Origin of the sequence: Pseudomonas sp. GR 6-02, from assembly GCF_001655615.1 — a bacterium.
GTDB lineage: Bacteria > Pseudomonadota > Gammaproteobacteria > Pseudomonadales > Pseudomonadaceae > Aquipseudomonas.
Genome location: NZ_CP011567.1, coordinates 104,277 through 116,618, shown reverse-complemented (window position 1 = coordinate 116,618; position 12,342 = coordinate 104,277). Strand labels below are relative to the sequence as shown.

Annotated in this window: 10 protein-coding genes and 1 rRNA gene; 8 read left to right on the top strand and 3 right to left on the bottom strand. The window is 57.0% G+C overall.

Annotation, left to right across the window (positions count from 1 at the left end):
- Positions 1-31 precede the first annotated feature (31 nt).
- From PGR6_RS00560 to PGR6_RS00550, 3 genes are all read right to left on the bottom strand, one after another.
- Positions 32-1,570 (bottom strand): 16S ribosomal RNA (locus tag PGR6_RS00560).
- 642 nt (positions 1,571-2,212) lie between these two features.
- Positions 2,213-3,433, bottom strand: a complete 1,221-nt coding sequence (locus PGR6_RS00555) for a CaiB/BaiF CoA transferase family protein (protein WP_018927225.1) — start codon at positions 3,431-3,433, stop codon at positions 2,213-2,215.
- Positions 3,434-3,446: 13 nt separating this feature from the next.
- Positions 3,447-4,628 carry an acyl-CoA dehydrogenase gene (locus PGR6_RS00550; RefSeq protein ID WP_064615717.1) on the bottom strand — a complete coding sequence of 394 codons (1,182 nt, stop codon included), beginning with the start codon at positions 4,626-4,628 and terminating at the stop codon, positions 3,447-3,449.
- A 157-nt stretch (positions 4,629-4,785) separates the two neighbouring features.
- Between PGR6_RS00550 and PGR6_RS00545 the strand changes: the two genes are divergently transcribed.
- The 8 genes from PGR6_RS00545 (at position 4,786) to PGR6_RS00510 (ending at position 12,334) form a co-directional block, all read left to right on the top strand.
- Positions 4,786-5,685, top strand: coding sequence for a LysR family transcriptional regulator (locus PGR6_RS00545; protein ID WP_018927227.1), 900 nt, complete (start codon positions 4,786-4,788; stop codon positions 5,683-5,685).
- Between the two features lie 434 nt (positions 5,686-6,119).
- A complete protein-coding gene (locus PGR6_RS00540) occupies positions 6,120-7,241 on the top strand; it encodes a Re/Si-specific NAD(P)(+) transhydrogenase subunit alpha (RefSeq protein ID WP_018927228.1) in 1,122 nt (373 codons plus the stop codon).
- Positions 7,242-7,256: 15 nt separating this feature from the next.
- Entirely contained in the window at positions 7,257-7,580 is a 324-nt protein-coding gene (locus PGR6_RS00535) for an NAD(P) transhydrogenase subunit alpha (RefSeq protein ID WP_003187010.1), read from the top strand.
- Complete coding sequence (locus PGR6_RS00530; RefSeq protein ID WP_018927229.1) at positions 7,580-9,028, top strand: NAD(P)(+) transhydrogenase (Re/Si-specific) subunit beta; 1,449 nt, start codon at positions 7,580-7,582, stop codon at positions 9,026-9,028. Before PGR6_RS00535 ends, PGR6_RS00530 begins: the two co-directional genes overlap by 1 nt.
- A 188-nt stretch (positions 9,029-9,216) precedes the next feature.
- Positions 9,217-10,710 (top strand): acetyl-CoA hydrolase/transferase family protein, encoded by a 1,494-nt coding sequence (locus tag PGR6_RS00525; RefSeq protein ID WP_064615715.1) that lies wholly within the window; start codon positions 9,217-9,219, stop codon positions 10,708-10,710.
- A gap of 325 nt (positions 10,711-11,035) precedes the next feature.
- Positions 11,036-11,251, top strand: a complete 216-nt coding sequence (locus PGR6_RS00520; protein ID WP_018927231.1) for a DUF1127 domain-containing protein — start codon at positions 11,036-11,038, stop codon at positions 11,249-11,251.
- A gap of 340 nt (positions 11,252-11,591) precedes the next feature.
- Entirely contained in the window at positions 11,592-11,909 is a 318-nt protein-coding gene (locus PGR6_RS00515) for a DUF2388 domain-containing protein (protein WP_064615713.1), read from the top strand.
- A gap of 107 nt (positions 11,910-12,016) precedes the next feature.
- Positions 12,017-12,334, top strand: a complete 318-nt coding sequence (locus tag PGR6_RS00510; RefSeq protein WP_018927233.1) for a DUF2388 domain-containing protein — start codon at positions 12,017-12,019, stop codon at positions 12,332-12,334.
- Positions 12,335-12,342: the final 8 nt, after the last annotated feature.

Below are 12,342 nucleotides of genomic sequence, written 5' to 3'. Positions count from 1 at the left end.
GGGAACTTATGGAGCAGCTGATGTCGTCGATTAAGGAGGTGATCCAGCCGCAGGTTCCCCTACGGCTACCTTGTTACGACTTCACCCCAGTCATGAATCACACCGTGGTAACCGTCCCCCCGAAGGTTAGACTAGCTACTTCTGGTGCAACCCACTCCCATGGTGTGACGGGCGGTGTGTACAAGGCCCGGGAACGTATTCACCGCGACATTCTGATTCGCGATTACTAGCGATTCCGACTTCACGCAGTCGAGTTGCAGACTGCGATCCGGACTACGATCGGTTTTATGGGATTAGCTCCACCTCGCGGCTTGGCAACCCTCTGTACCGACCATTGTAGCACGTGTGTAGCCCAGGCCGTAAGGGCCATGATGACTTGACGTCATCCCCACCTTCCTCCGGTTTGTCACCGGCAGTCTCCTTAGAGTGCCCACCATTACGTGCTGGTAACTAAGGACAAGGGTTGCGCTCGTTACGGGACTTAACCCAACATCTCACGACACGAGCTGACGACAGCCATGCAGCACCTGTCTCAATGTTCCCGAAGGCACCAATCCATCTCTGGAAAGTTCATTGGATGTCAAGGCCTGGTAAGGTTCTTCGCGTTGCTTCGAATTAAACCACATGCTCCACCGCTTGTGCGGGCCCCCGTCAATTCATTTGAGTTTTAACCTTGCGGCCGTACTCCCCAGGCGGTCAACTTAATGCGTTAGCTGCGCCACTAAGAGCTCAAGGCTCCCAACGGCTAGTTGACATCGTTTACGGCGTGGACTACCAGGGTATCTAATCCTGTTTGCTCCCCACGCTTTCGCACCTCAGTGTCAGTATCAGTCCAGGTGGTCGCCTTCGCCACTGGTGTTCCTTCCTATATCTACGCATTTCACCGCTACACAGGAAATTCCACCACCCTCTACCATACTCTAGCTCGACAGTTTTGAATGCAGTTCCCAGGTTGAGCCCGGGGATTTCACATCCAACTTAACGAACCACCTACGCGCGCTTTACGCCCAGTAATTCCGATTAACGCTTGCACCCTCTGTATTACCGCGGCTGCTGGCACAGAGTTAGCCGGTGCTTATTCTGTCGGTAACGTCAAAACAATTACGTATTAGGTAACTGCCCTTCCTCCCAACTTAAAGTGCTTTACAATCCGAAGACCTTCTTCACACACGCGGCATGGCTGGATCAGGCTTTCGCCCATTGTCCAATATTCCCCACTGCTGCCTCCCGTAGGAGTCTGGACCGTGTCTCAGTTCCAGTGTGACTGATCATCCTCTCAGACCAGTTACGGATCGTCGCCTTGGTGAGCCATTACCTCACCAACTAGCTAATCCGACCTAGGCTCATCTGATAGCGCAAGGCCCGAAGGTCCCCTGCTTTCTCCCGTAGGACGTATGCGGTATTAGCGTTCGTTTCCGAACGTTATCCCCCACTACCAGGCAGATTCCTAGGCATTACTCACCCGTCCGCCGCTCGCCACCAGGTACAAGTACCCGTGCTGCCGCTCGACTTGCATGTGTTAGGCCTGCCGCCAGCGTTCAATCTGAGCCATGATCAAACTCTTCAGTTCAAACATCTTTGGGTTTTTAAGAAACCCTAAACTTGGCTCAGCAATCGTTGGTTACATCTTTGATTTCTCGCGGAGTAACTTGTGATGCTGATAATCTTGTTGACTATCAGTCTGACTCCACAAGCACCCACACGAATTGCTTGATTCAGTTGTTAAAGAGCGGTTGGTTAAGAGCTTTCGTCTCAACCGAGGCGCGCATTCTACAGCAGCCTCTGTTGCTGTCAAGCGGTTATTTTCAGAAGTTTTCAAAGTTTCCTTTGCAACTTCAACCACTTGCGCTTCCGATCTCTCGTTAGCGGGAGGCGAATTCTACAGCGTTAGTCGCTGCTGTCAACACCTCTTTTTCTCCGCTTTCGACCGAGAAGATCGAACCGTCAATAAGGCGACAATACCCTGCCTTACCAACTCCTTCTGGCTTCGATGAACTGAAGCGTAACCGCTGTCAAAAACTGCGTAACTCATTGTTTACCAAGGAGTTTTCCGTTTCGACTGCGCCGGAAGTGGGGCGAATTATAGACGTCCAGAATCTGCCGTCAACCTCTAATTTGGCTTTTCTATCAATAGCTTGCAGAAAGCCGGCAAACCGCCCGTTTTCCTTCTATAGAGGAGAGCAAAACCACTCCCTCTATATAGAAGAGGACTTCAGAGCACCCCCGCCTCTTTGAAAGCAGCGACTGCACCGGCATCCAGACCCAATACCCGCTGCAAAACCTCCAGTGTGTGCTCACCCAATAAAGGAGGTGCGCTACGGTACTCCACTGGCGTCTCGGACAGGCGTATCGGGCTCGCAACTTGAGGTACGATCCCGGCCAAAGCATGAGGCAGCTCAATAGCCAACCCTCGAGCCTGAACCTGAGGGTCGGCAAACACCTGGGCCAAATCATTGATCGGCCCACACGGCACGCCTGCCTGCTCCAACTGCGTCACCCATTCAGCAGTGGTCTTGAACACGGTCGCCTGGCGGATCAGCGGGATCAGCACCGCCCGATTTGCCACCCTTAACTTATTGGTCGCAAAACGCGGATCATCCGCCCACTGCGGCTGCCCGGCCACCTCCGCAAATTTGCGGAACTGCCCATCATTACCCACGGTAAGGATGAAGTCGCCATCGGCTGTAGGGAAGTCCTGATAAGGCACGATATTCGGATGGGCGTTGCCCAGGCGCTTAGGCGCAATGCCCGTAGTCAGGTAGTTCATCGCCTGGTTCGCCAGACACGCCACCTGAACGTCCAGCAATGCCATATCAATGTGCTGACCGCTGCCACCATGATCCCGATGAGCCAGCGCAGCCAGGATCGCTACCGTTGAATAGAGTCCAGTCAGAATGTCTGTCAGCGCCACGCCAACTTTCACCGGGCCTGCACCTTCATCTCCTTCGGGGCGACCGGTCAAACTCATCAGACCGCCCAAGCCCTGGATCATGAAGTCATAACCCGCACGCTTGGCATACGGGCCGGTCTGACCGAACCCGGTGATCGAGCAATAGATCAGCTTCGGATTGGCCACCTTTAGCGACTCGTAGTCCAGCCCATATGCCGCAAGACCACCGACCTTGAAGTTCTCGATGAGGATATCCGACTTCGCCGCCAACTCACGCACCAGCCGCTGCCCCTCTGGTCGCGTGAAGTCGATGGTCACCGATTGCTTGTTGCGGTTGGCGGACAAGTAATAGGCCGCTTCGCTGGTGTTCTCGCCATAAGCGTCCTTAAGGAACGGAGGCCCCCAGGCACGCGTGTCATCGCCATTACCCGGGCGCTCGACCTTGATGACGTCAGCGCCAAGGTCCGCAAGGATCTGCCCGGCCCAAGGCCCGGCGAGCACCCGCGACAAATCCAGTACCCGTAGATGCGAAAGCGCGCCCATGGCCGTTCTCCTATTAATAGAACGCCTGGAGGCCGGTCTGCGCGCGACCGAGGATCAGCGCATGGACGTCATGCGTACCTTCATAGGTATTCACCACTTCCAGGTTGACCAGGTGGCGAGCCACACCGAACTCATCGGAGATACCGTTGCCACCCAGCATGTCGCGCGCCATGCGGGCGATGTCGAGGGACTTGCCGCAGGAGTTGCGCTTCATCATCGAAGTGATCTCGACCGCAGCAGTACCTTCATCTTTCATTCGTCCCAGACGCAGGCAGCCTTGCAGCGCCAGAGTGATTTCGGTCTGCATGTCGGCCAGCTTCTTCTGAATCAACTGAGTGGCCGCCAATGGACGACCAAATTGCTGACGATCCAGGGTGTACTGGCGAGCGGTGTGCCAGCAGAACTCGGCAGCGCCCAGTGCACCCCAGGAAATACCGTAACGCGCCGAGTTAAGGCAGGTAAAAGGGCCTTTCAAGCCACGGACATCCGGGAAAATGTTCTCTTCAGGAACAAACACGTTGTCCATGACGATCTCGCCGGTGATGGATGCTCGCAAGCCGACCTTGCCGTGTATCGCCGGAGCGCTCAGACCTTTCCAGCCCTTCTCCAGCACAAAGCCACGAATGTCACCCGCATCGTCCTTAGCCCAAACCACGAATACATCAGCGATCGGACTGTTGGTGATCCACATCTTGCTGCCGGTGAGGCTGTAGCCACCTTCCACTTTGCGTGCACGCGTAATCATCGCGCCCGGGTCGGAGCCGTGGCTGGGCTCGGTCAGACCGAAGCAACCAATCCATTCACCCGTGGCCAGCTTCGGCAGGTATTTCTGCTTCTGTGCTTCGGTGCCGAATTCATTGATCGGAACCATGACCAGCGAAGACTGCACACTCATCATCGAGCGATAGCCGGAGTCGACACGCTCGACCTCACGGGCAATCAGGCCGTAGCTGACATAGTTCAGGCCGCTGCCACCGTATTGCTCAGGGATGGTCGCACCCAGCAGACCCACCTCACCCATCTCACGGAAGATCGCCGGGTCAGTCTTCTCATGACGGAAAGCTTCGAGAACACGCGGTGCGAGCTTCTGCTGAGCAAACTGCTCGGCCGTGTCGCGAATCATGCGTTCTTCTTCAGTGAGCTGTTGATCCAGCAACAGGGGATCGATCCAGTTGAAGCTAGCTTTACCGCCCATGAGTGAGTCCTCTCGAATCGGGTCAAATAACGTGGATTGATCCTAGGCCGGGTTCGGCGTCCCGGCAAACGAGGTTTTCGCATACTGTTGTGCTAATTTCTCACTTCGAAACGTTGCAAAATCGCCTTTATGCAATGCATTAGTGAGGTTGACGTACATGCGCAGGAAGATCCCCAGCACAACAGCCCTGATCAGCTTTGAAGCGGCAGCGCGCCACGAGAGCTTTACCAAGGCTGCCCAGGAGCTTTCTCTCACTCAGGGAGCGATTTGCCGACAGATAGCCAGCCTCGAGGAGTTCCTCAATGTCGAGCTGTTCCGGCGTTCACGGCGCGGAGTGAAGCTGACAGAAGCCGGGCTTTCCTACAGCCGCAGGGTGGCCACCCAACTCGACGCGGTTGAACGGGACACCTTGTCAGTGATGGGCCAGCAAGGCGCCAACTCGATCGAACTGGCGGTGGTTCCGACCTTCGGCACTCAGTGGCTGCTGCCACGACTCAAGGATTTCCAGCACAAACACCCGGAGGTGACGGTCAACCTCACCAACCGTACGCGCCCCTTCCTGTTTGCCGACACCGACTTCGATGCCGCCATTTATTTCGGCGACGCGGACTGGCCAGGTACCGAATCCCACAGGTTAATGGGCGAGAACCCGATGCCGGTGTGCAGCCCCACGCTGCTGGGCCAAAAAACCAACCTGAGCCCCGGTGAAATCGCCGAGCTGCCCTTGCTGCAACAGACCACTCGCCCTTATGCCTGGCGCCAATGGTTCAACTCCCAGAACCTGAATATCCCGCGAGACATGACAGGGCCGCGTTACGAGCTATTCTCCATGCTCGCCCAGGCAGCGATGCATGACATGGGGATCGCGCTGATTCCGCCATTCCTGATTCAGCGCGAATTGGCAGAGAAGCGTCTGGTCATTGCCAATACCCAAGCACTATCGAGCATCAAGGCCTACTACCTGATGATTCCTGATCGAAAGGTCGAATCAGCCTCTTTAAAGGCATTTCGCGATTGGCTGGTGAATCAGGCACACAGCTACAACCTAGAAGGATAAAGGCTCATAGCCATTAGCTGACCGCGTAGTCAGCAAAACAAAAGCACTACAGATATAAGTATTTGTCGCATATTGACAGACTGTACCGACAAACAGCACAAACGTCCCACAAGCGTTTGAGTACGTGGCTTTGAGCCTCTATTGGCAGGCAATGACAACCTATTCACCGTGCGGATGTGTAAATTCTTGAATTTTGGCAAAAATCCTTAGAAGCCACGGCCTGCAAGGGATTTAACGGAAAGGTGCGACATTCGGTCACGGGGTGACTTGTAGTTAATTTTCCGTCACCCGTCATAATCCCTTGAAGGGCACAAAGTTCGCCTGCAAAATGCCGCGCCCCGCCCTGATTTGGTGGGGTCGTGCTGATCGGCCGCCCCAGCCGCACCATCCGAAGTGCCTGGGTTTACTCAATAAGATCACGCAGGAGATTTGACGTGCACATTGGTGTTCCTCTCGAAACCCAGACGGGTGAAACACGGGTTGCTGCAACCCCGGAAACCATCAAGAAGCTGATCGGCCAGGGTCATAAGGTCACTGTACAAAGCGGCGCCGGCATTAACGCCAGCGTTGTCGACAGTGCTTATGAAGCGGCAGGCGCAACCATTGGCAGCGCCAACGATGCGTTTGGTGCCGAGCTGATTCTCAAGGTGGTCGCCCCCAGCGACAGCGAACTGACGCTGATCAAGAGCGGCACCGTAGTGGTCGGCATGCTCAACCCGTTCAGCAATGAAACCATCGCCAAACTGGCCGAATGCGGCATTACCGCGTTTGCGCTGGAAGCTGCGCCACGCACCTCCCGCGCCCAGAGCCTGGATGTGCTGTCCTCCCAAGCGAACATCGCCGGCTATAAATCCGTGCTGCTGGCCGCTCACTACTACCCACGCTTCATGCCGATGTTGATGACCGCCGCGGGCACTGTGAAAGCGGCGCGCGTGCTGATTCTCGGTGCCGGTGTGGCCGGTTTGCAGGCGATTGCCACGGCAAAACGTCTGGGTGCCGTGATCGAAGCGTCCGATGTGCGTCCTGCGGTGAAGGAGCAAATTGAATCCCTGGGTGCGAAATTCGTCGACGTGCCGTACGAAACCGATGAAGAGCGCGAATGCGCCGTCGGCGTCGGCGGCTATGCGCGCCCCATGCCGGCCAGCTGGATGCAGCGTCAGGCCCTGGCCGTACACGAACGCGCCAAGCAGGCTGACATCGTCATCACCACGGCACTGATCCCGGGTCGCAAGGCGCCGACGCTGCTCAGCGCCGAAACCGTGGCGCAGATGAAGCCAGGCTCGGTGGTTGTCGACCTCGCCGCAGCGCAGGGCGGCAACTGCCCGCTGACCGTGGCGGACCAGGTCGTGGTCTCGAATGGCGTGACCATTGTCGGCCCGACCAATCTGGCCGGTGCGGTGGCGGCAGACGCTTCGGCGCTGTACGCACGCAACCTGCTGGACTTCCTGAAGCTGGTCTTCAACAAGGAAGGCCAGTTCGAAGTGAACCTAGAAGACGACATCGTCGCCGCGTGCCTGATGTGCCGCGACGGCCAAGTCATCCGCAAAAACGCCTAAGCAGGGATTCAGACGATGGAAGAGCTTATCTCCCCCGGTATCTACAACCTGATCATCTTCGTGCTGGCGATTTATGTCGGTTATCACGTGGTCTGGAACGTTACACCTGCACTGCACACGCCATTGATGGCGGTGACCAACGCCATTTCGGCGATTGTGATCGTCGGCGCGATGCTGGCGGCTGCCTTGACCGTAACACCATTGGGCAAAACCATGGGCACCCTGGCGGTAGCTCTGGCGGCCGTGAACGTGTTCGGTGGTTTCCTGGTCACCCGTCGCATGCTTGAGATGTTCAAGAAAAAAGCCCCGAAAGCCGTAAAAGAAGAGGCGCCCAAGTAATGAGCATGAACCTGGTAACGACGCTGTACCTGATCGCGTCGATCTGCTTCATCCAGGCCCTCAAAGGCCTGTCGCACCCGACCACGTCGCGGCGCGGCAACGTGTACGGCATGCTCGGCATGGCCTTGGCGATCCTCACCACCATCGGTCTCATCTATAAGCTGGCGGCGCTCTCCATTGAGCAAGGCGGTGCTACCGCCGGCATAGGCTACGTCATCGTCGGTCTGCTGGCCGGCGGTACCGCCGGTTCGATCATGGCCAAGCGCGTTGAAATGACCAAAATGCCGGAGCTGGTCGCCTTCATGCACAGCATGATCGGTCTGGCAGCGGTGTTCATCGCCATTGCAGCCGTCGTCGAGCCGCAGTCGTTGGGCATCGTTAAACATCTGGGCGATTCGATTCCGGCGGGCAACCGTCTGGAGCTGTTCCTCGGCGCGGCCATCGGTGCAATCACCTTCTCCGGTTCGGTGATCGCGTTTGGCAAGCTGTCGGGCAAGTACAAGTTCCGCCTGTTCCAGGGCGCACCAGTACAGTTCAGCGGTCAGCACAAACTGAACCTGCTGCTGGGTCTGGCGACGCTGGCACTGGGTGTCACGTTCATGCTGACCGGCAACTTCAGCGCCTTTGCCCTGATGCTGATCCTGGCCTTCGTGATGGGCGTGCTGATCATCATCCCGATCGGCGGCGCCGACATGCCCGTCGTGGTGTCGATGCTCAACAGCTACTCCGGCTGGGCAGCAGCGGGTATCGGCTTCTCGCTGAACAACTCGATGCTGATCATTGCCGGCTCGCTGGTGGGCTCAAGCGGTGCGATCCTCTCGTACATCATGTGCAAGGCGATGAACCGTTCGTTCTTCAACGTACTGCTTGGCGGCTTCGGCAACACCGCGGATGCTGGCCCGGCGGGCTCCAAAGAAGCCCGTCCAGTGAAATCCGGTTCGGCTGATGACGCCACCTTCCTGCTGACCAACGCCGACACCGTGATCATCGTTCCAGGCTATGGCCTGGCGGTAGCACGGGCGCAGCACGCCTTGAAAGAGCTGACCGAGAAACTGAGCCACCGCGGCGTAACCGTGAAGTATGCGATTCACCCGGTTGCCGGCCGGATGCCTGGCCACATGAACGTATTGCTGGCCGAGGCCGAAGTGCCTTACGACCAGGTGTTCGAGATGGAAGACATCAACTCCGAGTTCGGCCAGGCCGACGTGGTGCTGGTGCTCGGCGCCAACGACGTGGTGAACCCGGCAGCCAAGAACGACCCGAAATCGCCGATTGCCGGCATGCCGATTCTCGAAGCGTTCAAGGCCAAGACCATCATCGTCAACAAGCGCTCGATGGCCAGCGGCTATGCCGGCCTGGACAACGAGTTGTTCTATCTGGACAAGACCATGATGGTTTTCGGCGATGCCAAGAAAGTCATCGAAGACATGGTTAAAGCCGTCGAGTAAAAACCTTCGGCAACCTGAACGCCCCGACTCGTCGGGGCGTTTTTGTTTGCGTCTGTTACCGATCCTGCAAAGGTGTTTTGCCTGAAAGCACCGGAATAGACGCCCCGAATGCGACCTTGGTAGCGGGACGGGCACCGCTCGAATTCACTAGACTGCGCACCTTGCTTCCGTTGCCCGAGATAACAATCATGTACCGTGACCGTATTCGCTTGCCTTCATTGTTGGACAAGGTAATGAGCGCCGCCGACGCTGCCGCTCTGATTCAGGACGGCATGACCGTCGGCATGAGCGGCTTTACCCGAGCCGGCGAAGCCAAGGCCGTGCCTCATGCACTGGCCGAGCGCGCCAAGGTCACGCCGCTGAAAATAAGCTTGATGACCGGCGCCAGCCTGGGCAACGACCTCGACAAACAGCTGACTGAAGCCGGCGTACTGTCGCGACGCATGCCGTTCCAGGTGGACAGCACTCTGCGCAAGGCGATCAATGCCGGCGAAGTCATGTTCATCGACCAGCACCTGTCGGAAACCGTAGAGCAGCTGCGTAACCAGCAACTCAAGCTGCCGGACATCGCGGTGATCGAAGCCGTGGCGATCACCGAGCAGGGCCATATCGTGCCGACCACCTCGGTGGGCAACTCGGCCAGCTTCGCGATTTTCGCCAAACACGTGATCGTCGAGATCAATCTGGCGCACAACCCGAATCTCGAAGGCTTGCACGACATCTATATCCCTACCTACCGGCCGACCCGCACGCCGATTCCACTGGTGAAGGTCGATGACCGTATCGGCAGCACTGCCATCCCGATACCGCCGGAAAAAATCGTCGCGATCGTGATCACTAATCAATCCGACTCGCCCTCTACTGTGCTGCCGCCGGATGTGGACACCCAGGCCATCGCCGACCACCTGATCGACTTCTTCAAGCAAGAAGTGGCTGCCGGTCGCATGACCAACAAACTCGGCCCACTGCAAGCCGGAATCGGCACCATCGCCAATTCGGTGATGTGCGGCTTGATCGACTCGCCATTTGAAGACCTGACCATGTACTCCGAAGTGCTGCAGGATTCGACTTTCGATTTGATCGACGCCGGCAAGTTGAGCTTCGCTTCGGGCAGTTCGATCACCCTGTCGAGCCGGCGCAATGCCGATGTATTCGGGAATCTGGAGCACTATAAGGACAAGCTGGTGCTGCGCCCCCAGGAAATCTCCAATCACCCCGAAGTGGTGCGGCGCCTGGGCATCATCGGCATCAACACCGCGCTGGAGTTCGACCTGTACGGCAACGTCAACTCCACTCACGTCTGCGGCACGCGGATGATGAATGGCATCGGCGGCTCGGGCGACTTCGCGCGCAATGCGCACCTGGCGATTTTTGTCACCAAGTCGATCGCCAAGGGCGGGGCGATTTCCAGCGTGGTCCCCATGGTCAGCCACGTCGACCACACAGAACATGACGTCGATATTCTCGTGACCGAGATCGGCCTGGCCGACCTCCGAGGCCTGGCGCCGCGTGAGCGTGCCCGCGTCATCATCGACAACTGTGTGCACCCGGACTATCGCCCAGCCCTGAATGACTACTTCACTGCTGCTTGCGCGGTCGGCGGGCATACCCCGCATATCCTGCGTGACGCACTGAGCTGGCACATGAACCTGGAAGAAACCGGGCGCATGCTGGCGGTGTAATTGATACAGATAGCAGCTGACGCAAACACAGTTTCGTCAGCTCGCTGTTGCAGCATTCCTTTCAATCAAAAACTGTACTGCTGTACCGGTCTTTTCCTACCGTAATTGCCTACCTTTTCCAGCCAAAGCCCTATAAATGCACCATAATGGTGCCGATAGGTACAGTTGCCTCAATTTAGACCAGTACACCACCGTTTAACAGTTAACTGGTCTCTCACAATACAGGTGAACTGTATCTACAGAGACTGGCCAAACGAGAGGATCATTGGCATCAGTCAAAGTTAAACCACTACCTAATCCCGCCATAAGCGGAAGGATGTCAACCATGGAACGTACACTCAGTTCCGAACTGTTCTTCGAAGACACTGCTGCAAAAACCCAGGCTTCCCTGCCTTTGCGCGTTATCGCCAACCTGATGCTGTGGCAGCGCCGCATCTCCAGCCGCCATCAACTGGCTCGCCTGGATTCGCGTCTGCTGGCTGACGCCGGGATTAGCGAAGCACAACGCTACGAAGAGCTGAGCAAGCCGTTCTGGCGCTAAGTTAGCGTCGCTGGCTCTGACCCACCGGGTCCACCGCCAGCAACCCGAATTGAACAAACAGAACCCGTCGTGGGAAACCACGACGGGTTTTGTCGTTTTAGGGCTTCATATTGGGGGCGTACAGAAGAGAAAACTACCGACAGTTACAGTTTTTAAATATATAAAAACAACCAGTACAGTTTATTCTAAGGGTGTCTGCGCTCGCCTGCATGAACAAGCGGGACTGTTCTAACCGATGTACGCAGGCCTAATATCTGTATAAAACGTGGCGAACGCTTTAAGACGATAGGCGTCTGATCCTTTGCCACCTCTCTATCGGTCTATCCAAAGGAGCTACCTCATGTCCCCCCTTCGCCTGCTCAGCGCTGCAGCCCTGCTTGCCATGGCTGCCAATGCCCACGCCTCCAGTTTTATCGTGACCACCGACTCCATCGTTAATGGCCTGAAGGCTTCCTCCGACGCGACTTCGGATGTCTCGTCCTCCTTTCGCGACAACAAAATCGTCCGTGCTGCCCGTGACGATGCCGCCAGCTTCGTTGCCAGTGAAGGTGCCATCCGTGGCGTGAAACTGGAAAGCGCGCTCAACCATATCCGCCAACAGGCTCCACAACTGAATGCGACCGACGCACAGCTGGCCCAGGCCATCCTGACGATCTAGGCAACTGTGCTGAACCGGGACACGCCCGTCGTGTCCCGATGTTTCGACGCTGGCTCTAGCCCGGGCATTGCGCTAGCCTTGGGGCTCGCTTTCAGCTATCGAGCCTCATGCGTTTTCTTTCAAGTCTGTTGATCACTCCGGTTTTTCTCGCGGCCTGCTGGTCGGGTTCGGCCCATGCCTTCGACGCTTTCAACCTGTCCACACAAGGCACCGTAGCCAGTGGTTACGCCACCAGCATGGTGACCTCCGCGCCCTTCGACCATAAAATGCTGATCGCCGCCCGGGATGACGCTGCAGCGTTCATCGCCAGTGACGGCCAACTGCGAGGAGCACAACTGGAATCGGCCTTGATCTACCTGCGCCGGACCCAGCCAAAACTTCATGCCAGCGACCTTGAACTGGCGCAGGCAATTCTCGTCCAATAGTTATCCTT